This is a genomic window from Ignavibacteria bacterium (assembly GCA_036262055.1).
Lineage (GTDB): Bacteria > Bacteroidota > Ignavibacteria > Tepidaquicellales > Tepidaquicellaceae > DATAJP01.
Genome location: DATAJP010000003.1, coordinates 915,001 through 937,418 on the forward strand (window position 1 = coordinate 915,001; position 22,418 = coordinate 937,418).

Sequence of the window (22,418 nt, forward strand, 5' to 3'; positions counted from 1 at the left end):
CATTACTTGTAGCCGGTTGTCCGATTCGGAAATCCCCGGGTCCAAGATTGTTTCCATCTTGCCGGGGCTTATCGCAGGTAGCCACGTCCTTCATCGCCTACCAGTGCCAAGGCATCCGCCGCACGCCCTTTGTAACTTTGCCAAAACTCTATTTTGGTTATTTGACAGCAATTGATACAGATGAGCATCAATTATTTACTCGTTATAAGGACGATGAATTTCAAAGAACAAACAAAATCCATTATATTTTATAAAAAATATATGATTTTGTTGAAAGTGGAGATAAGCGGAATCGAACCGCTGACTTGCGGGTGCAAACCGCATGCTTTACCAACTAAGCTATATCCCCTCTCATTTTTCAGAACAGATTGATTTGAGCTTAATTGCACCCTAATCTTCAGTGGGCCTATGTGGATTTGAACCACAGACCTCACGCTTATCAGGCGTGCGCTCTAACCAACTGAGCTATAGGCCCATGATTTAGAAAAACCGGATGCAATGTTAGAGCACCATTTCATCTAAACCACCAGCCATCTCAGAGGGAATTTGTATTCGGCTTCCCGAATATTCGATTTGATTTACATCTCGAAGATTTCGACTTGCAGCATTGTGCTGCATTTGTCTAACACAACCTCGAGTGCGATGGTTCCAAAAATTAATGAAGTTATTATAAACTTTAAAGTGCCCATAGAGACAAGAGAAAAACCTTGATACAAAATATTCTCTTTGAAAGGAGGTAATCCAGCCGCACCTTCCGGTACGGCTACCTTGTTACGACTTAGCCCCAGTCACTGGTTTTACCTTAGACGCTTGTTAAAGGCGGCTTCGGGTACCCCCAGCTTCCATGGCTTGACGGGCGGTGTGTACAAGGCCCGGGAACGTATTCACCGCGCCGTGCTGATGCGCGATTACTAGCAATTCCAGCTTCATGGAGTCGAGTTGCAGACTCCAATCCGAACTGAGATCACTTTTTAGGGATTGGCTCCACCTCGCGGTATTGCTGCCCTTTGTAGTGACCATTGTAGCACGTGTGTGGCCCTAGGCGTAAGGGCCATGCGGACTTGACGTCATCCCCACCTTCCTCTCTACTTGCGTAGGCAGTCTCCTTAGAGTGCCCAGCTTCACCTGATGGCAACTAAGAAAAGGGGTTGCGCTCGTTGCGGGACTTAACCCAACACCTCACGGCACGAGCTGACGACAGCCATGCAGCACCTGTTTAGGGCTCCGTTGCCGGAACACCGACTTTCATCGGCTTTTCCCTAAATTTCAAGCCTAGGTAAGGTTCTTCGCGTTGCATCGAATTGAACCACATGCTCCACTGCTTGTGCGGGCCCCCGTCAATTCCTTTGAGTTTCAACCTTGCGATCGTACTTCCCAGGTGGAGTACTTAATGCGTTAGCTAAGACACTGAAGTTTAAAAACCCCAACGTCTAGTACTCATCGTTTAGGGCGTGGACTACCAGGGTATCTAATCCTGTTTGCTCCCCACGCTTTCGTGCTTTAGCGTCAGTATTGGACCAGCGAGCTGCCTTCGCCATTGGTGTTCTGTCTGATATCTACGCATTTCACTGCTACACCAGACATTCCACTCGCCTCTCCCAAACTCTAGACTAGCAGTATCAAAGGCAGTTCCGAAGTTAAGCTTCGGGGTTTCACCTCTGACTTACTAATCCGCCTGAGCACCCTTTACACCCAGTAAATCCGGACAACGCTTGCCCCCTACGTATTACCGCGGCTGCTGGCACGTAGTTAGCCGGGGCTTACTCTAATGGTACAATCAATCCTACAAGGTAGGATATTTTTCCCATTTTACAGAGGTTTACGAGCAAAAGCCCTTCATCCCTCACGCGGCGTTGCTGCTTCAGCCTTTCGGCCATTGAGCAATATTCCTTACTGCTGCCTCCCGTAGGAGTCTGGACCGTGTCTCAGTTCCAGTGTGGCTGATCGTCCTCTCAGACCAGCTACCCATCGTTGGCTTGGTAGGCTTTTACTCTACCAACTACCTAATGGGACGCAGGCTCATCTTTGGGCGTCGAAACTTTAACAACTGTCACCATGTGGTGCCGCTGCATCATCTGATATTAGTCCAGCTTTCGCTGGATTATGGCAGACCCAAAGGCAGATTACCTACGCGTTACGCACCCGTGCGCCACTCTTCTTACGATATTGCTACCGCAAGACAAGTCGACTTGCATGTATTAAGCACGCCGCCAGCGTTCGTCCTGAGCCAGGATCAAACTCTCCATAGTAATTAAACTTTGAAGAATTTTTCCTGCTCAAGGTTTTCTCTTAGAAATCTATGGACACTATAAACTCTTTTCTTTATTTATAGTGTTATTTTGCAATAACAAAGAACATTATCGTTTTATGCACGAACTATCAATATAATAAAAATAATTCGCGAAAACAAGTTATTTATGAATATATATTAAACTTTTTTTGAAGTTTTCTTTCCTGGCACTGAAAGTATAACAAACATACGAAAATTAAGTTCCACTTTCAATACACATTTTAATAATTTTCTAACTTTTTTGTATTTTAGCTTTAGATTTGCCGAAAAGTGTTTTTATAAACATTATCAGTAATATCAAAACAGCTAATACAACTAAAATTGCCACAACCAAGCTTGGAAGCCCTTCAGAAACTGTTAACTGGCTTGTGGTTCCAAACATTTGCAGATTACCATCCGTTGCGGGCAAGCCAATTGATTGCAAAAGATTTGTCGTGTATGTCGTCGGGTCTGCAAATTCATTTGCTTCCAAAAAACCGGTTCCAATCATTTTGCTTCCCGTCGAATCATAAACAATTCCCGAACCATCCCAGTGAATATTATTAGAAGGATCAATACTTATGGACTTATTAAATTTTCCGGCATCTAAGATTACATTTCCCTCTCTTGTTGAAAGTTTATACTTTAAAGGAAATGTAATTCCATTAAGAACTGTTGTTTCTAAAACTTCTGCTGTTCCCGATAAACTCCATTCTGTTTTATATCCGTAACGATTTTGTGTTGTATTGAATTTTGTGCCGACTACTACAGGCGAATCAAGCGGAAGAAAACTATAAATCATATATTGCAAGCTGTCAGTCAAATGCAAATTTAACCAGACATATTTTCCAAGTCCGCCCGTAGCTTCTTTGAACATTCCCATACTGTTTGCAAGAAGATTAAGATAAATCGTCGAGACTTGTCCGTTGAGCCACTGTCTGTCAAGCCATCCCGTGCCGTTGGTATGATTTGATATGGAATCATTTACTGTAAGCGCTGCGCTTGAATGAAGTTGTGTATACGAAAAATATAGACTTCCTGCTCCGCCTTCACACGGCGCACACCCCTGCGGACCATTGAAAAACGGCTGACGTGCAGTTTTTATGTCGGCATCAAATCCCTGATTTTTAGAAGTTGAATCAAGCCAGTAAGATGATATATTAAATTTTCCAACACCCGTGCTGTTTAAAGTAAAGCTCCATCCTGTTGGCAAATCAAGTCCTGTAAACGAAAAAACAGAATCGTTTTGTATTTTATATTCGCCTCTGCAAATTTTAAATGGTGAGTAACTCCATTCATTTCCTTTTCCTACTCCGGAGGCAATGTAATAATATGTCGTTGAACCCATCGGCAGATTTAACTTTGCTCTTAAGTCCGGTGAGAACATATCGAGTCGGAAAATGTAATACATGTATGAAGCGGTGTTGCCTGTACTGTCAATGAACGTTCCATAAAACCAAAACCATCCCATCATTCCCTGTTCAAATTGAAATGATGTAACATTCGCAGGAGGCACTGTTATTGTTTCAAGACGGTATTGTCCAAGCCCCATATTTGGCGTGCAATAAAGCAAAGCAATCAATTGCTCATCCGTAACGTTTTGAACTGAACTTTCAACAAGCGCAAATTTATCTTTATCGTATGGCTCAAGAAAACTGCTTTCATCTTTTATGTATTGAAAACGCGCAGGAAGAACTTTCCTGAATTCACTGAACGGCATTGATGTGTAAGTGCCGGGAGATTCAACCATCTTCACAGGGTCTGAAAGCACAGGAGCGGTTTTTCGCGTTACTAAAAAAATTATTATGAAAATTAAAACTAAATAGACACTGAGCTTAATTAGTTTCATGTTGTGGAAGGTTTAGTTAAAAACTAAATTTTAGACTAAAATAGAAATGACAAGGTTTAAATTACAAAGAATTTATTTAAGAAACTATGCGGAGTAAAGAATGAAAGTATCTCTTTTAACTTCTTTGAAGAATGACAGAATAAGATTAATTTTCTTCCTTCAAAGTGCGCACCATTAACTCATTAGTGGCTTCGATTGGATTTTTATCGTTGAATAAAATCTGATATACCTGCTCGCAAATGGGCATTTCTATTTTAAGCTTTTCTGAAAGCTGATGAATTGATTTTGCGGTTGAAATACCTTCGGCTACCATTTTCATATCGGCTAAAACTTCTTTCAATTTTTTTCCTTTTCCGATTTCTTCACCGACAAAACGGTTTCTTGAATGCTTGGATGAACAAGTTACAATTAAGTCACCTATTCCCGATAATCCGAAAAATGTTTCGCGTTTTGCCCCCAGTTTCAAACCGAGATTCATTATTTCGTTTATGCCGCGTGTCATAAGTGCGGCTTTTGTATTATCCCCAAATCGTGCTCCATCGGTTATTCCGGCGGCAATAGCGATAACGTTTTTTAATGCGCCGCCGAGCTCAACTCCGATTATATCGGTAGAGGTATAAACCCTGAAATAATCATTTGAAAATGCTGTCTGAATTGTCTTTGCAATTTCCATATCAGGATTTGCGCAGACAACGACGGTAGGAATTTTTCTTGCGACTTCTTCTGCATGTGAAGGACCTGAAAGGCAGGAAATTTTGTCAGGGTTAACTTTTTTCAGAACGTCAGTAATTATCTCATTTACAAGTTTGAGCGTTCCGATTTCAATTCCTTTTGAAACGTTAACAATTATCGTGTCTTTGAAATCAAAATCAGATAGTTGCTTAAAACTGTCTCTTATATATTGTGTAGGAGTGGCTATTACAATCAATTCCCTGCCTGATACTGCTTTAACAAGGTCGTTTGTAATTTCAATTTTCTGCGGAATTTTTATCTTTGGAAGATAATAAAAATTTTCTCTGTAGCTTCCGAGGGTTTTTGCATACTCCGGATTAAATTCCCAAAGAGTCACATTATGTCCGTTGGAATTCAGCAGAATTGAGAGAGTTGTTCCCCACCCGCCTGCTCCAAGGACTGATATTTTCATAAACGCAGTTTAAGAATTAAAAGAAATTATTTAATGGGAGTTTTTATTTTTATAAAACGGAACTTCCAGAGCTTATCAAAACGGTTTTCATTTCCGCGCAATAGCCTCCAGATATTTGTTCTGTGATTATAAATTAGAAGAAGAGAAATTGCTATACTGAAAAATATAAGAGTATTATATCCGTATATATCGCTGTTAAAAATATTCTCGCGGACAAACATGCTGACCGGAAAGAAAAATGCTGCGACTATTGAACCGAGTGATACATAACCTGAGAATAACAGAATAATAATAAATATTCCCACGCTGATTAAAACATCCACCGGAGCAAGCATGATAAGCATTCCTAATGCGGTATTAATTCCCTTTCCCCCCTTGAAATTAACAAAAACGGAAAAAGTATGTCCCAGAACGGCGCTGATGCCTGCGATTATTTTTACTATGGTAATATCCTCAAACGGAGTTGCGTTAGGAAAAGGTAATTGAGAAAAAAATATGTAGGGGACAATCACAACTGCAATTACACCTTTTGCAATATCAAGCGCCTGAACGAATAAACCGAGTGGAAGACCTAAAACACGGATAGCATTTGTCGAGCCGAGATTTCCGCTGCCATATTTTCTTATGTCAATATTTTTAAAAAGCTTGCCGACAATCAGAGCAAAAGGGATGGAACCGATAAAATAACTAATTATTATTACACCAATTAAAGAAATCATAGACTATTAATATATACAATATTTAATCATTAATAAATCAAATAATTAACACTATTTAAACTAACTGTTACTATTTTTTAGTTCCAAGAAATTCTGCTTTGGTTTTAAGTATATTATCAGCCAAAGCTTTATTGAACTTAAAGATTTGGTTGTTTCCACTGACCTTTAAAAGATAATTTACATCAGTAGAATCACCTGTTTTGAGAAAATTTAACTCAGTAACTTTATCCCAGTTAATTTTAACTGTATTTGTAAATTTAGTATCAGGAGGCAAAGGCGTGTCACTAAATGTCTGGGTATTAAAATTGCCAAGAAGATTTAACACTCCGTCAACAATGTTTGAGTCAGCAGGCTGACCCGCAATAGCAAATTTGCCGGTTGAGTCTTTTACTAAAGTAAAATTTTCAGGACCTATGTATTCGAGAGAGTTTATGCTTGTCTTCGGAATCGAAAGAATAAGCAAGTCTCTCCAGTCGTTATATGAATTTGAGGGTTTTACGAAGTTATTGTATAGAAAATTTTCTGCAAGATAAATTTCATCCGAATCTGGTGACTTTAAGAATGTCTGTGAAGCGCCACCTGCGGAATTCCCGATTAGGATCGTCCCCAAATTTGTTCCGCCCTGGTAAACAGTTACTTTTGTATAAGTTGTATCATTGAAACCATAAGAATCTTTTCTTGCCGGATTAGTCGAGACAATGCTAGCAAGCTTATAACTGCTTATATTTGAAATGGCATTGGCAACAATATCCTGATTTAACGGATAGTCAATTGGGTCGGTCAATCTCCAGAATCCTGAAACTTTAGAGAAAGTATATTTTTTACCCTGATGCTCAAATTCCAGACGGTCAACCGCAGCTGAATCAACATTAAAAAACTGTTCCGAAAAAGTTTTTTCGGTAGTTGTTCTTGGTCCTTTTTCAGCAGTCAAAAAATAAGCTATTACTACCAATACAACTAATATTGCTCCGTATAAGTATATTCTGTTATTTTTCATATTTCAAATTTAATTTTATCTTTTGTGCTTTATGAAGACATTAAATCTTTTTTTCTGGATTTTCTTCTTTGCCAGACAATTAATCCTATAATTAGAATTATAGCCGGCGGGAAAATAATATTAAAATATTTTATAAAAGTCTTTGAACCTTCAGAAGTTTCTTCAATTGGAGGATCGGATGTTTCTTTTCCTCTTATTTGGGTAAGACCTGCATCATCTGCTAAATATTCAACTGCATTTAAGAAAAATGTTATGTTATCTTTTGGCGGTCTTTGCTCTTCGTTTATAAAATCTGCATCGCCTATTACAATCATTTTAGAATCCTTCTGTGATTCATTTAATTGTTCAATTGTAATTGCACCCGAACCTGTAGTAGTATCCGAAGGAGGGGTTTTTCCTGCATAGAAACTTTTGAATCGTCCTGTGTAAGCTGCGCCGACAACGTATCCTTTTTGATTAAACATACTGTCAACCGACTTTTGAGTCATATTATTGAACTGCTCAAGATTCAAAAGAAAAAATCCTTCGGCTTTGCCGGATTTGTCGGAGGTCTGTAATAAATAATCCGATGTTATTCCCTTGCCCTGCGCTGCATTTAAATCAATTGAGCTGACAAATGATAAAGTAACACTCTGAATGCCTGCGAATGCCGCAATGTTTCTGTTTATATTTGTAACAACCGGGAAGTAAGGGTAATTAACTGAAATCGGAAATCCTATTTGCGATTGAACAGTAACCTGTCCGCACTGCAAATCTCTGATTAAATCAGCATTAACTTTTATTCCATAATTCAAAAGTAAATCATCGAGATTATTCTCAACGGGCTCGCCAAGAACAATCTGCTGCTGAAAATTTGGAGTTACTTTCTGAATAAGCCATAACACATTTCCTCCTCGCATAACGAATTGGTCAATCATGTATTTCTGATTTTCAGGAACAGCTTCAAGTGGTCCTAATACCATAAACGTTTTAATATCATCGGGTATTGCTTTGTTTAAGCCAAGCGTGACAGGTACTAATTCATACTGATCACTTAATCCTTTTGAAATTTGCTGAAGCTTCGACATATCAACCGAACCTGAGCCCTGCAGATATCCGATTTTAATTTTTTGTGTGGTTATTAATGTCTTAATTTTTGTCGTAATGTCATATTCAAGCGTACCGATTGATTGTATGAACGGGATAGTCTCTTGTTTTCCTCCATAAAGAAAAACCATTCCCATATATGCGGCTTTAACTTCAAACTTGTCTTTTTCAGTTACCTGCATCTGAACCGGCTGTATTCCGTATTTCTGCGCTTCTTTGCTTAACTCATCATTTTCACCTTCACCTGTAGGATTATAAAATTCATAATTAAGATTTCCGTTTGAGTATGTTCTGTAATCGCTTAAAATATCTTTAACCTGAGTTCTTAGATTGTTGTAAGGAGGAGGCAAATTATCGCTGAAAAAAACTTTCACAACCATTTTGTCATCAAGATTTCCGACAATTTGTTTGCTGATTGGAGAAAGCGTATAAGTTTTATTTTTTGTTAGGTCAATACGCGTAAAAACCGTTGAAGAAATTATATTAACGGCAATTAGTATTCCGATTGCGATGACTGCAATTACTATTGCTTGTTTTTTAGTTTCGTTTTTATTCATTCGTTTGAGTTTACCATTTTCTACTTTCAATCGAAAGTTTCGTTAATATTAAAAATATAATTGTGCCTGATATAAAATAAATTAAATCTCTTGAATCAATAACCCCGCGGAACATATTATTCATATGTATAAAAGGATTAAAATAATCTATAATTGGAACTGACAGCAAAGGAATATAATTAGTAAATATATACAGCATGAAAAACACCGCCATGATTAAGAAGCTTATAATAAAAGAAATAACCTGATATTGTGTCAAAGAAGAAGTAAAAATTCCGATGCTGACAAGAAATGCAAATAGTAAAATAAAACCTAAATACATCGAAATAACCGGACCTAAATCTATTGCGCCGAGATATTTGAGGGATATTATATAAACGATTGTCGGGATTATTATGATTACGGCAAAAATAAGGGATGCAAGAAACTTACCAAGCATAAGCTGTGTATCGGTAATTGGTTTTGTTAATAAAAGCTCCATAGTTCCCGATCTTTTCTCTTCAGAAAACGTTCCCATTGTGATAGCCGGGATTATAAAGACAAAAAGAAGAAGAAACCAGATGCTTTCAAATAAAAACCTGATTGAAACAACTCCCATCAGAAATAAATCTTTAGTAAAAAGAAAACCTGCTGCAAGCAAAAATCCTATTATGACTATGTATGCAACAGGAGACAGAAAATATGATTTTAATTCTTTCTTGCTTATTGTTAATATATTGTTCATCTACTTATTTTATTATTGAGTTCTGTTAGTATGGCAAAAATTAATTTAAGGTCAGTTCCCTGAAAATGTCCTCGAGTGAAGTTACTTCCTGATGAAGACCAAGAATTACAAGTTTCATTCCGACAATTTTATTGAATAGTTCCTCACGGATATCCAAACCTTTGCCTGATGAAATTTCAAACTTCCACGATTTGTTATCTTCGGAATCGAATTTAGCTTTATCAACTCCTTTGATGTTTCTGATTACTTCAAGAACAGCTTCCCTGTTAGTTGAATTATCTTTCTTTACAATTAATTCAATTAAAATTTGTCCCTGGAATCTTTGTTGAAGCTGGTCGGGCGTTCCGTCTGCAACTATCTCGCCTTTGTTAATAATGAGAACTCTGTCGCAGGTTGCCTGAACTTCCTGAAGTATATGAGTGGAAAGAATAAGAGTTTTATGCTTGCCGAGATTTTTAATTAATTTTCTTATCTCGATAATCTGGTTTGGGTCTAAACCGGAAGTCGGTTCATCAAGAATTAAAACGTCGGGGTCATGTACCATTGCCTGCGCAAGACCGACTCTTTGTTTATATCCTTTTGAAAGCTGACCTATGTCTTTGTGCTTAACATCGCCTAATCCGCAAAGCTCAATCATTTTTTCAACTGAACTTTTAATTTTTGATTTCTCAACTCCTTCAAGTTCTGCCGCGAACTTGAGATAATCAACAACGTTCATATCCTGATATAGCGCATTTGTTTCAGGAAGATATCCGATTTTTTTGCGGACATTTAATGATTCGCTTTCAGTATCAAGCCCATCAACCAAAATTTTGCCGTCGTTAGGAGTCAAATAAGTGGTAATCATTTTCATGGTCGTTGATTTTCCTGCTCCGTTTGGACCAAGAAACCCTACAATTTCGCCTTTGTTAATTTCAAACGAAATATTGTTAACTGCTGCCTGAGAACCGTAAAATTTTGTTAAATTTTCAACTTTTATTGACATTTTTTGCGAGATAAAATTTTTAAGACAATATTAAAAATATAAGCAATAATTTTAATTTTCAAACCATTTAGGATTCAAAATGCGTAAAATAACTGCAATTTTATAAAGATTTCTGAATTTCTTTTATCCTATCGATGAACCAGGATTTTAATTCCATCTTTTCTTTTTCCTCTATTTCATTTACTAATTTTTTTGCCTGTAGTTTGGAGGGATTATGACGTAGAGTTTTCAGTTTTTGTATGTAACCAAGAAACGTGAAATTTAGTTCTTTGAACTCATTTGACATTCTATCATTTTGATTTAAATACTGCCTGAATGCTGTCGAGGTGTTATCCAGATTATTATTTTCATTTAATTCATAATAAATTTTTATCTGATTTTTTTTAATTCGTGTCATATAATAAAAATCTTCGCTTTTAACACGCGATATAATTTCAAGGGATTGGTTATAGTATTTATGTTTAACTGCAATATCTTTTGACTCATATCCTTTAAGGTAATTAAACACAGCTAAATTATAATTGTAAGCATTTTCTTTCTGGCTTGGTATTATTTTATCTTTGTAATCTTCAATAAAATTTTCAGCCCATTTAAAATCTTTTTCAAGAAACGCGGATGCCGCAATGTTTATGTATGAATGTGCAGTCATATATCCCTCCTCAGTGAATACATCTTCCTGCACAAGCTGTTTTAACAACTCATAGCTTTCAGTTTTGAACTCAGGGTCTTTCACCATTCTTCTTGATTTAGCATAATTATACAATTCTATCCCGAAGTTTTTGTAATCATCAGACGGAATGCGGTTTTTATTTTCAAGAACAAGAGATTTTATCTTAAAATAAAGTCCATTATCATTTTTAGTTTCATACAAAACTAAAAAACTGTGAAATATTTCAAGCAAGATATTGTCTTTATACAAGCTTTTGTTTGTTTCAAGAATCTTCATCACATCCCGGTACAGATGCATGTTATACGAAAAATTAACTGTTCTTTTGTAGTTTGTTATGTTAAAATATTTTTTCAACATCAACGTTACAAAAAATGAGATAAGGCAATTGGTTTCTTCAGTAATACTGTCATAAGCTTTCTGCCGCTTTCCCGGATGAAGCTGCTGCTCTTCAAACATTCTTCTCTCAAAAAGCAAATCGTGCAATTCAAGAAAATATTTTTCATCTTTAACTTTTGTCTTTTTCAATTCTTTGAAAATCTCTTCAATTTTTTTCTCATATAAGCTTTCGTGATTGTTCATTCTTAAGTTCTGCAAAATCTGTTTTTCCTTTATTTGCGTATTTTCCTTGAGCATTGAAATAGAAATAAATTCTTCAATCAGTTTTACCATGTTTGAAAAAAGATTCCGTATTATGAATGAGTTGTATTTTTTACCCGGATAAATCTGAGAAAAAACAAATTCAATTTTTGGAGCTTTATCATTAGGTTTATTCAAATATTTCTGAAGAAGAATCAAAAGCTCTATTATTTTTTTATTGCTGTTATGAAAAGGAGAATTAATAAATTTATTAAGCTCCTTTAAGTCCGTTTTTGAAAATGATTTTAATAGATAAAAAAGCTTTGTATTTTCCATAGATTAATTGGTTAAACTATGAATTTTTTATTATAAATTCGGCAGTCATTATCTATAAAAAACCGTATTTTTATTTAAAAAACAATGAATTTATTTATTTTATGCTCAAAATATGTTTATTTTTTTTTATTATATATAAACATTTTTTCTTTTTGCGCTAAATAATTTTTCTTTTTAATTTAAAACAAATTGATATGGGAAACTCAAACTCACAAAAAAGATTTGTTTGTTCAAAGTTCCAGACAGTTGATGTCTGCAACTACGAAGTTACGGGTAGTGAAGAGCATGTAGTAAGTGAAGCTGAAAGACATATATTGGAAGAACACGATTATCAGGATGGACCCGAAGGCGGAAATTTTTCAGAAGCACAAGGATTACAGGACATGATAAGAGCATCGCTGGAAGATGTTTAATTGTCAATAATTTTAGTAACCTTTTTCTCTTTTTTCGATTCCTAATGCGCCGAAAGGTTTTTGAGGGAGAAAAAATGAATAAAGCAGCAATAAAATCACGCGGGGGAACTTTAAAAGTTAATCCATTGAAAGCAATTGTAAGATTCTATAATGGCTGGGTTAGATTTCTTAAAGTTCTTATAAAGATTTGAGAATTATAATTTCGAAGAATAATTTTTATCGAAGTAATTCTGATATTCACCACTCATAACTTTCCTCCACCAGTTCTGATTATCAAGGTACCATTTTATTGTCTTCTCGATACCTTCAGGGAACTGGTATTTTGGAGCCCACCCAAGTTCATTCATAATTTTAGATGAATCAATCGCATAACGCCTGTCATGACCGGGACGGTCTTTGACATAAGTAATCTGGTCTTCGGATTTTCCAAGCTTTTCTAAAATCAATTTCACAATGTCGATGTTGTACCACTCATTGTTGCCGCCGATGTTATAAACTTCTCCATACTTTCCTTTTTCAAGCACTGCAAGAATCCCGGAACAATGGTCATCAACATAAAGCCAGTCACGGACATTTTTTCCGTCACCATAGACAGGGAGCTTCTCTCCATCAAGCGCTTTTGCAATCATAAGCGGTATTAGCTTTTCAGGAAACTGGTAAGGCCCATAATTATTGGAACATCTTGTTACAAGAACCGGCAAATGATGAGTGTGATAATAAGCCCTGCACAGCATATCAGCAGATGCCTTGCTCGCTGAGTAAGGACTGTTAGGCGCAAGCGGAGTTTCTTCGGTGAATTTTATCGATTTATCATCTTCAGGCAGTGTTCCGTAAACCTCATCTGTCGAGACCTGCAAAAATTTTTCAAGTTCTAATGTTTTAAAATAATCGAGAAGAACTTCCGTTCCTAAAACATTCGTAACAACAAACTCACGTGAACCGAGAATGCTTCTGTCAACGTGAGATTCTGCCGCAAAGTTAACAATCGTGTCTATGTTATTTGTTCTCAATGCTTCACCGACTTCATCAAGGTGGCAAATATCACCTTTTATGAATTTATAGCGCGGATTGTTTTCAATATCGGTTAAGTTTTCAAGATTTCCTGCATAAGTTAGCTTATCATAATTGAAAACGTTGTAATCTGTGTTTTCTAAAATGTATTTTACGAAATTACTGCCGATAAATCCGGCTCCGCCGGTAATGAGAAAATTTTTCATTAACTATTTTGACGCTGAATCAACGCTGATATTATATGATTAATTATGAACTTCGATAAAAATTATTTAAAGAATAAACCGACGTTTAAGCTTAAATCAAAGGTAAAACCGTCTGCTTTTATTCCTGAGGGAACACCGGTAACATCTGCACCGTTTTCCGCTACCCAGCCGTCATTTGCAGTGAACATATATCCCGCATTGATTTTAGTATAAAGTAAATCAGTCAATAAAAATCCGAAACCGACTTTAGGTTGAACACTGTAAAATCTTTGATTTATCGTCTGAGAGAAATTTTGCGTGGATGAAGAATTTACAAATTCATTCCACAGTGTTGTAAAACTTCCGAAATTCGGGTTATGCTGATAAATTTTCAGAGTAAGCTCACCCGTTGTTAAGTTAGCTCCCGCAGTAAAATCAATTCTCTTAGAAAGCGGTTTTATGTATTCAAGACTCAATCCACCCATACCCATTTGATAAACAACCTGTTTCGTTATATTATCGGGAGTAACTGTTTTGACAGTTTTTGAAAGACTTGCGCCAAAACCGCCGACTCTCAACCAGTTAACTTTAGGAACATCCATTGCTCCCCCACCTCCGAGAATAAAGTAACCGCTTGTGGGCAAATCCGGAAGTCCTGCTTTGCGAAGCTCGACATTGAGCTCATCAACTTTTGGAATATGCCATCCTGATATGACACCGCCATAAATGGAAAATTTGTTAATAAATTGAGCATTTGCGCTTCCGCACAAAAAGAGAAATAAGACGATTGCTATTATTTTTTTCATAATTTCAAATTATTTGTTAAAATATCAAAATATGGGGTTTATATAAAGGAAGTTAGAAAAGACCATACTAATAATTTAAAGAATCAAAATCTATTTCAAATTTTCCTACAACCCTCTTTGCCTGATAAAGTTCAACATTATACCCTTTTTGTTGATAATTTTGTTTCAAAACTTCAATAATTTTCATTTTCACATTTTCATTTGACTTCAGACCAAGATAAACTGCTTTTAAATGCTCTTTATTTATTTCAAAATTTAATTTTCCATAAGTATCTAATTTCTGAATAAGTCTATATTCATGTTCATATTGCCAGTTTATAGCTTTTGTAATTGCAAATTGAAATGTTTGATATGAACCATCAATGATTCCATTGTATACAGAAATGTTTTGGGAATACTTTACTCTATATAGTGGTGAAAAATTATTAAACATTTCTATTTCCACAGGTGTAACAGATTCGTTAAACCAAAAGCCATTATTTTTTTTATCTTCATAACTTTCAAACTTCAAGCATATACCTTTATGGTAATTAGCATAATGCGACCACATCAAAATATTCTTATGTTCACGAGTGAACGAACTTACACAAAAATTCTCTAATTCGCCAAAGTGATATTCAGCAGCTTTTGCATTATATAATCCAAATCCTACTGGTTGTAAATTTTCTAATATAGATTCAATTGTCGATAAATTCGTAATATGCATTCTATTTCTTAAGAATTTTTCAATATCTGATTTTGTTCCAATATATTTAGAGTATATAAAACCATCAAATGGATCATTTAAATTGCCAACAGGTGTAAAATGTATAATAGAATTTTCTAAATTAGAAAAAGTAAACTTATCATAATCAGGACAATATTTATAAATTTCCATTTACCTTTAGATTAAATGTTATTATTAATAATTTGACGCTTAATAAAATACTAATTCAAATATTAAAATTGAATTAATGAAAATTTCTGCAACATCGGCGTTGGTATTGAACTGGACAAGACCTGAAATATGGCAAAGCAAAGAAGCACAGGAGTATTCTAAAAATCTTGATTTGAGCGAAGGCGATGAACTTTACGGATGGTACAGCGAAAAAGAAAATTACATGCACACGCAATCAGTCAGCAATCGGAAATTTTTTATTCGGAAAGCATGTGTGGATTTTTTAAATATGTTTCCTGATGGGCAGGTTATAATCATGGCCGCAGGAATTGCTCCGATGTCGATTGAACTTGCATCATTATTTCCGCAGAGCAAAATTTTTGATGTCGACAAATATCTGATGAAAGAAAAAGCTGAAATCACTAATGGAAAATTTCCGATTATAAAATTTATCGAGTGCGATATAACAGATATTTCTTGTCTTGAAATTTCATTAAAAGAAAACGGATTCGACAAATCAAAACCGCATCTGCTTGTGATGGAGGGAATTACATATTATCTTCACGAAAAAGATTTAAGAAATATTATTACTTATTTTATTTCAGGCGGTGCGTATTATGCAGGTGATTTCGGATTAGCTGCAGAATCAATCTGTGAAACAAACAGAATTTATGGAACAGAAGTGTTCCGTAAAATAAAAGAATACGCAAAGCTCGACTTCGTTCAGTTTTATAAACCCGAAGATTTTATGAAGCTTATGCAAGACTGTGGATGTAACAACGCAAAACGAGTTTTAATGAATGAAATTCAGGTTGAACGAACGGGCTCACCTGAACCATATCTTGGCGAAGAACCCGGATGGATTTCACTTGTAAGAAATTTTTAACGGAAGAAATTAGGGCTTTTAGCTTTCATTGTATCAATATAAGCTCTCCATTGAATTGCACTATTATATGCTGCATAATTTTTATATCTCCAATCATCAGTTCGTTTAACTATTAATTCTTCCGCTTTTTCAAGTAACTGTTCGGCAAATTTAAAATTACTATTATTGAATTCATAATTGCACCAAAGTATATATTCCTGAGCTATATTTGCTCTTCTTAAATCGTCGCTGATTTGCTGTTCTTCAGTCATTCGTATTGCATCTCGTATGGAATTTCTTCCCATTATACTATCTTTTTTAATATTGAAATAATAATTAGCTTCAGAATTTTTTATTGCATAATGCGTTGGTGTATCATCGACTATATTAACAGCCCTCGATAATAAATCTTTTATGCGTTCGGTTTTATTTAATGTAAATGCATGATTAATTAATACTACATAGCCTGCATCATTAAGATAAGACGGATCAACATCAGAGATCGAAATTGCTTCATCAAGCAGGTTGCTTGCCTCTGCTTGGGTGCTGGCAAAAATGCTATTATAATTAATTCCAGAGGATGCAAGTGTAGTTTGAATTTCTGTGAGTCTTTGAACAATCTCTTTTGCACGGGTTTTATATGCTTCTTCTTGTAATCCTTTCTCTTTAAAAATAGGATACAAGGTTGCCACAGCAGAAAGAAGCAAGGCAAACGTTGAAACTAATACAGGTGTATCGGAATACCATTTTTTTGCTTTATGTGATTGAGTCTGCAGAATGTCAACTTCATGCCCGGTAAGATCCTGGCGTTCTTTGAGGCGGGAAATATCCTGCATTGCAGAATCGAGCTTTTCATTAATTAAGCTTAATGACATGCTGACCGCATCGGTATTAAGTGGTTGCTTACTTTCTTTTTGAGGTTCAGGAGTGATGTCCTGTTCCGGTTCGGGATTCTCGCCCATAATCAAATTTATTTAATTTTATATGGAGATACTCCTCAGCTCACACAAGGAAATTACTTTTAATCCTATTTCAAATCAAGTTTAATTAACAAGCTTTTTCCAAAGTTTCCTCGTCTCTTCATAACTATCTCTGTGAATTTCCTTTTTTATTTTAAATGGTAAGACCTTATTATCAATCATTATTTTTATAATCTCGTGCCTGCAATGTCCGCAAGTTAATTTATCATATAATTCAATTAGAGGTTGTTTACAGTCTTTAGCTTTGTTTTTCTTATATAAATCGATATAACTCATTGCAAGTGAATGTATTTTCCATTGTTGCTCTTCCTTTTTAACAAGTTTTGTCAGCATTTTTCCATCGCCTGATTTATAATTAGTGATAAGCAAACTAATATATATTGAAGGAAATTTAGATTTAGGAATTTGTTTTATCGCAAATCTTCTGATATTATTATTTTTAAAAAACTTTAACGAATCACACGCGAATTCAATTAATCTGTCTTTTCTATTGTCTTTCTGTTTTGCTTCCTTTAATAAAGGCATATATCCAAATGGAAATTTAATGTAAGAAAAAATTCTGAGATATTTTTCTTTTCGTATTCTTTTCGTTTCTTTAAGAAAGTTATCTGCAATTTTTAAAATATCAGATTTTGATAGTTGTTTAATTTCATCTCCATGCAACGGAACAATTTTATTTTGTGCAATCCTTTTCTCAACAAATTCAGCAGTAATTTTTATTTTTTCTTTTTTAAAGATAGGGCTTTTGTAATTTTGAATTGTTTCAAGGTATCTTTTAATATTTGAATTCGTTTTACCGGCATTTTTCAAATCCTTCAATACATCAAGCTTTGGATTATCTTCCTGAAAGGACTTTATTAATGAATCATCTTTCCAATAACGCGGATTTTTCTTTAAGTTTCTTCCCCTGATTTCAGCAATATATTTTAGTCCATTAATTCCATCTAATTTTAAAATTTCATATTCTCCCAAAGAATCCGCATGTTTAATTCTATTGCTAAAATACCTTTTATAAATAGCATTATAAAATTCTTTGTCACCTTGTTTTGCATATAAATAAGCAATGCCATATAATTGGTCAAGGGTATCTGAATCATTTTTTCCTTCAGATAACCCCTTTAAAATTGCTTTTCTAATTTTCGATTTATTTGGAGATAAGTTTGCAAGTTCATAGATATATCTAGAACGTGTTCCCTCATCTTGAACATTAGGAGTGTAATTCTTTATTGCGGCTTTTATAATTTCGGAAAAAAAATCTAATTGAGGATTTTGTTTTAAAATTTGAAACACTTCTCCCGTTCCTCGTTTTATAGAACTAATAAATTTTTCTTTTATACCAGTCAATAAATTTTAATATGACAAATTTGGTGAAAGCCATTTTTCTACTTCTTCGACTTTCATATTTTTACGTTTTGCATAATCTTCGACCTGGTCTTTATTAATTTTGCCAAGACCGAAATACTTTGATTCAGGATTAGCAAAATATAATCCGCTGACAGATGAGGCAGGATACATCGCAAGATGTTCGGTTAGTTTTATGCCAACATTTTTTTCTGCGTTGAGCAAATCGAATAATATCCATTTTTCAGTGTGGTCAGGGCAAGCAGGATATCCCGGTGCCGGACGAATGCCCTTATATTTTTCTTTTATAAGGTCATCATTACTAAGTTTTTCATCTTTTGAATAGCCCCAAATTTCAGTTCTGACTTTTTTGTGCATAAGCTCAGCAAATGCTTCTGCAAGACGGTCAGCCATAGCTTTAAGCATAATTAAATTATAATCGTCATGATCGCGTTCAAATTCTGCGAGTTTCTTCTCAATGCCGATTCCTGAAGTAACAGCAAATCCGCCGACATAATCTTCGCGTCCGGTTTCTTTCGGCGCAACAAAATCCGAAAGCGCAAGATTCGGTGTTCCGGAAACTTTTTTGCTTTGCTGTCTTAAAGTATGCAATTTGTTTATCAAACGGTCGCGTTTATCATCCGTATATAATTCAATATCATCACCGGTTGAATTTGCTCTCCAGATTCCAATTACTGCATTTGCTTTCAGCCATCTTTGTGAGATAATTTTCTTCAGCATATTTTTAGCATCGAGAAATAAATTTGCTGCCTGCTCACCGATTACTTTATCGGTTAATATATCCGGATATTTCCCCGCAAGCTCCCATGTTCTGAAAAACGGTGTCCAGTCTATGAATTCAGCAATTTCTTCAAGAGGATAATTTTCAAATTTTTGAACTCCAACAAAATTCGGCTTCGTGATTTCTGTTTTACCCCAATCGATTTTTAATTTATTATCCTTAGCTTCATTGATTGAAATAAGATTTTTTTCCGCGCGTGATTTTGCATGGTGCTCACGAAGGTTTGTATATTCTTGTTTTATCTTTTTTGCAAATTCATCCTTTTTTTCACTAAGCAAACTGCTCACAACGGGAACTGAACGTGATGCGTCAAGCACGTGAACAGTCTGACCATGTTTATAATTCTGTTCTATCTTAACCGCAGTATGAACTTTTGAAGTTGTTGCGCCTCCAATAAGCAGCGGCACATTAAATCCTTCACGTTCCATTTCCTTCGCAACGTGAACCATTTCATCGAGAGACGGCGTAATTAATCCGCTCAATCCGATTATATCAGCATTGATATCTCTTGCTGTCTGAAGAATCTTTTCACTCGGCACCATAACTCCAAGGTCAACCACTTCATAATTATTACATCCAAGAACAACTCCGACAATATTTTTTCCAATATCATGAACGTCACCTTTAACTGTCGCAAGAAGAATTTTCCCTTTTGGTTTTGCATCGACAGTTTTTTCTGCTTCAATGAAAGGAGTCAAATAAGCAACAGCTTTTTTCATTACACGCGCGCTCTTCACAACCTGCGGAAGAAACATTTTTCCCTGCCCGAATAAATCTCCGACAATATTCATTCCGTCCATCAAAGGACCTTCGATAACCTGAATCGGTCTGCTGTATTTTTGACGGGCTTCTTCTATATCGGTATCGATATAATCGACAATGCCCTTCACAAGCGAATGTTCCAAACGTTTTTCAACAGTCTCATTTCTCCAGCTGTTATCAACAACAGTTTCTTTGCCTTTACCTTTTACTTTTTCAGCAAACTCAACAAGTCGTTCTGTCGCATCAGGTCTTCGGTTCAATAAAACATCCTCAACTCTTTCAAGCAAATCCTTCGGAATGTTCTCATAAATTTCAAGCTGTCCTGCATTCACAATTCCCATATCCATGCCCGCTTTCACAGCATGATACAAGAATGCCGAGTGCATCGCTTCACGGACACGGTCATTACCACGGAATGAAAACGAAATATTGCTAACACCTCCGCTCACACGAACACCGGGAAGATTTTGTTTAATCCATTGTGTTGCCTTTATGTAATCAACGGCATAATTATTATGCTCTTCGATTCCCGTTGCAACAGTCAGAATATTCGGGTCAAAAATTATATCCTCAGGCGCAAAACCGATTTCTTTGGTTAAAATGTTATATGCTCTCTGGCAAATTTCAATTCTTCTTTCATAATTATCTGCCTGTCCTTTTTCATCAAAAGCCATCACGATAACAGCAGCTCCATACATTTTAACTTTGTGTGCCTGCTCTTTGAATTTCTCTTCACCTTCTTTAAGCGAAATTGAATTAACAATCCCCTTACCTTGAACACACTTTAATCCTGCTTCAATGACCGACCATTTTGAAGAATCAAGCATAATCGGAACTTTTGAAATATCTGGTTCAGAGGCAATAAGATTCAAGAATTTTACCATTGCTTCTTCGGAGTCAATCATGCCTTCATCCATATTTATATCAATAATCTGTGCACCGTTTTCAACCTGCTGTCTTGCTACTGATAATGCTTCTTCGAAATTTCCTTCTTTAATAAGTTTTTTGAATTTTGCAGAACCTGTAATATTTGTTCGCTCGCCGACATTTATAAAGTTACTCTCACGGTAAATCACAAGCGGTTCTAAGCCGCTGTAATGCGGATATTTCTCAAGGGTAGGAGGCACTCGTGGTGGATATTTCTGAGCAACATCCGCAACGGCTTTAATATGTTCGGGAGTTGTTCCACAACATCCACCAACCATATTAATCAAACCTTCTTTCATAAACTCTTCAAGCTGCTTTGCGGTTGATTCGGGAGTTTCATCATACTGACCGAATTCATTCGGCAAACCTGCATTTGGATAAGCACTGACAAACAATTCGGACTTTTCAGATAAATCAGATACATGAGGACGTAATTTACTTGCTCCAAGAGCGCAGTTGAATCCAATGCTAAGTAAATCAACATGAGAAACGGAATATAAAAATGCTTCAGCAGTTTGTCCGGACAGTGTTCTTCCGCTATCATCGGTGATTGTTCCTGATACCATCACAGGAAGCTTTATATTATTCTCATTAAAATATTTCTGAATTGCAAACAGTGCAGCTTTAGAATTAAGTGTGTCAAATATGGTTTCAACAAGAAGAATATCGACACCGCCTTTTACCAATGCGTCTATTTGTTCGGAATATGAATTTACAACCTCATCAAACGTAACAGCTCGATATCCAGGGTCATTAACATTCGGAGAAAGCGATAAAGTTTTATTCAGAGGACCGATTGCACCTGCGACGAATCTCGGCTTATCAGGATTTTTCTTTGTGTATTCTTCAGCTACTTCTTTTGCAATTTTTGCAGCTTGTAAATTTATTTCATAGACATAATCTTCGAGTTTATAATCTGCCTGTGAGATTGAGGTAGAGTTAAAAGTATTTGTCTCGATTATATCCGCACCTGCATCAAAATACTCTCCATGAATTGCTTTTATAATATCCGGACGTGTTATTGAAAGCAAATCGTTATTCCCTTTCAATAAATGCGGATAATCTTTAAATTTTTCTCCCCGGAAATCTTCTTCCGTCAGGTTATATCTTTGAATCATTGTTCCCATCGCACCATCGAGAATCAATATTCTTTTTTTCAGTAATTCTTTTAGTATGTTAGTTTTATCCATATTAATATTTTTTAACGCAGATTGTCACTGATATTTTATGAATTGTTATGATTTTTTATAACCTGCGTTAATCATAAAAAAATCATACCAAATCAGCGTTAAGTTCATTTAACCACAAAAAAAAATCTCTCCTGACATCGTCAAGAGAGATTTTCAAACTCTTTGTTAAAGTTAAAATCTACTTTTGACTTATCAGCTTTTCGTTAAAAGATGTAGGTAACGAAAAATAGGTATTGGCACCAAACCTCAAATTTTTGAGTTTTTGAGCGGTTGCCAAGGCTTCACAGGGCCTAATCCCTCCGCCTTTCTAAATAAGTGAAAGCTAAATTAAAGAACTAAACAAAATT

Annotated in this window: 16 protein-coding genes, 2 tRNA genes, 2 rRNA genes and 1 riboswitch (1 of these 21 running past the window's edge); of the genes, 2 read left to right on the forward strand and 18 right to left on the reverse strand. The window is 35.6% G+C overall.

Translation table 11 applies throughout. The features are described from left to right. The 12 genes from VHP32_11065 to VHP32_11120 all read right to left on the reverse strand — a co-directional run. Window positions 1-142 (reverse strand): 23S ribosomal RNA (locus VHP32_11065) (it extends 2,780 nt beyond the left edge of the window). Between the two features lie 135 nt (window positions 143-277). Next, window positions 278-349, reverse strand: a tRNA-Ala gene (locus VHP32_11070). A 52-nt stretch (window positions 350-401) separates the two neighbouring features. Further along, window positions 402-475, reverse strand: a tRNA-Ile gene (locus VHP32_11075). 254 nt (window positions 476-729) lie between these two features. Continuing rightward, a 16S ribosomal RNA gene (locus tag VHP32_11080) occupies window positions 730-2,249 on the reverse strand. Together the 16S and 23S rRNA genes with 2 tRNA genes alongside form the textbook arrangement of a ribosomal RNA operon. 273 nt (window positions 2,250-2,522) lie before the next feature. Beyond that, complete coding sequence (locus VHP32_11085) at window positions 2,523-4,118, reverse strand: lipocalin-like domain-containing protein (GenBank protein HEX2788434.1); 1,596 nt, start codon at window positions 4,116-4,118, stop codon at window positions 2,523-2,525. A gap of 145 nt (window positions 4,119-4,263) precedes the next feature. Further along, window positions 4,264-5,262: an NAD(P)H-dependent glycerol-3-phosphate dehydrogenase gene (locus VHP32_11090; GenBank protein ID HEX2788435.1), complete on the reverse strand. Its 999-nt coding sequence runs from the start codon at window positions 5,260-5,262 to the stop codon at window positions 4,264-4,266. A gap of 26 nt (window positions 5,263-5,288) precedes the next feature. Further along, window positions 5,289-5,981, reverse strand: coding sequence for a glycerol-3-phosphate 1-O-acyltransferase PlsY (plsY, locus tag VHP32_11095; GenBank protein ID HEX2788436.1), 693 nt, complete (start codon window positions 5,979-5,981; stop codon window positions 5,289-5,291). Window positions 5,982-6,051: 70 nt separating this feature from the next. After that, the gene (locus VHP32_11100) at window positions 6,052-6,978 is read right to left on the reverse strand and encodes a DUF4340 domain-containing protein (protein ID HEX2788437.1); all 927 of its coding nucleotides are present in this window, start codon (window positions 6,976-6,978) and stop codon (window positions 6,052-6,054) included. 29 nt (window positions 6,979-7,007) lie between these two features. Continuing rightward, the gene (locus tag VHP32_11105) at window positions 7,008-8,621 is read right to left on the reverse strand and encodes a Gldg family protein (protein HEX2788438.1); all 1,614 of its coding nucleotides are present in this window, start codon (window positions 8,619-8,621) and stop codon (window positions 7,008-7,010) included. 10 nt (window positions 8,622-8,631) lie between these two features. Next, the gene (locus VHP32_11110; GenBank protein HEX2788439.1) at window positions 8,632-9,345 is read right to left on the reverse strand and encodes an ABC transporter permease; all 714 of its coding nucleotides are present in this window, start codon (window positions 9,343-9,345) and stop codon (window positions 8,632-8,634) included. Window positions 9,346-9,385: 40 nt separating this feature from the next. Next, window positions 9,386-10,330, reverse strand: coding sequence for an ATP-binding cassette domain-containing protein (locus VHP32_11115; GenBank protein HEX2788440.1), 945 nt, complete (start codon window positions 10,328-10,330; stop codon window positions 9,386-9,388). Between the two features lie 100 nt (window positions 10,331-10,430). After that, window positions 10,431-11,912, reverse strand: a complete 1,482-nt coding sequence (locus VHP32_11120; protein HEX2788441.1) for a hypothetical protein — start codon at window positions 11,910-11,912, stop codon at window positions 10,431-10,433. Window positions 11,913-12,106: 194 nt separating this feature from the next. Here VHP32_11120 and VHP32_11125 point away from each other — a divergent pair, with 194 nt between their 5' ends. Beyond that, window positions 12,107-12,325: a DUF1059 domain-containing protein gene (locus VHP32_11125; protein ID HEX2788442.1), complete on the forward strand. Its 219-nt coding sequence runs from the start codon at window positions 12,107-12,109 to the stop codon at window positions 12,323-12,325. A 194-nt stretch (window positions 12,326-12,519) separates the two neighbouring features. On the opposite strand, the gene rfbB is transcribed toward VHP32_11125, so the two are convergent. From rfbB to VHP32_11140, 3 genes are all read right to left on the reverse strand, one after another. Beyond that, window positions 12,520-13,542, reverse strand: a complete 1,023-nt coding sequence (rfbB, locus tag VHP32_11130; GenBank protein ID HEX2788443.1) for a dTDP-glucose 4,6-dehydratase — start codon at window positions 13,540-13,542, stop codon at window positions 12,520-12,522. A gap of 62 nt (window positions 13,543-13,604) precedes the next feature. Continuing rightward, complete coding sequence (locus VHP32_11135; GenBank protein HEX2788444.1) at window positions 13,605-14,327, reverse strand: hypothetical protein; 723 nt, start codon at window positions 14,325-14,327, stop codon at window positions 13,605-13,607. Between the two features lie 67 nt (window positions 14,328-14,394). Then, window positions 14,395-15,204 (reverse strand): DUF2971 domain-containing protein, encoded by an 810-nt coding sequence (locus tag VHP32_11140; GenBank protein HEX2788445.1) that lies wholly within the window; start codon window positions 15,202-15,204, stop codon window positions 14,395-14,397. A 76-nt stretch (window positions 15,205-15,280) separates the two neighbouring features. On the opposite strand from VHP32_11140, the gene VHP32_11145 reads away from it, so the two are divergent. After that, window positions 15,281-16,090, forward strand: coding sequence for a class I SAM-dependent methyltransferase (locus VHP32_11145; GenBank protein ID HEX2788446.1), 810 nt, complete (start codon window positions 15,281-15,283; stop codon window positions 16,088-16,090). On the opposite strand, the gene VHP32_11150 is transcribed toward VHP32_11145, so the two are convergent. The 3 genes from VHP32_11150 to metH all read right to left on the reverse strand — a co-directional run bounded on the left by VHP32_11150 (window position 16,087) and on the right by metH (window position 22,071). After that, on the reverse strand, window positions 16,087-17,031 hold the full coding sequence (locus VHP32_11150) for a hypothetical protein (GenBank protein ID HEX2788447.1): 945 nt from the start codon (window positions 17,029-17,031) through the stop codon (window positions 16,087-16,089). The genes VHP32_11145 and VHP32_11150 overlap by 4 nt on opposite strands. 81 nt (window positions 17,032-17,112) lie before the next feature. Then, window positions 17,113-18,393, reverse strand: coding sequence for a hypothetical protein (locus VHP32_11155; GenBank protein HEX2788448.1), 1,281 nt, complete (start codon window positions 18,391-18,393; stop codon window positions 17,113-17,115). A gap of 6 nt (window positions 18,394-18,399) precedes the next feature. After that, window positions 18,400-22,071 (reverse strand): methionine synthase, encoded by a 3,672-nt coding sequence (metH, locus tag VHP32_11160; GenBank protein ID HEX2788449.1) that lies wholly within the window; start codon window positions 22,069-22,071, stop codon window positions 18,400-18,402. A gap of 186 nt (window positions 22,072-22,257) precedes the next feature. After that, window positions 22,258-22,389: riboswitch (SAM riboswitch) on the reverse strand. Between the last annotated feature and the right edge of the window lie 29 nt (window positions 22,390-22,418).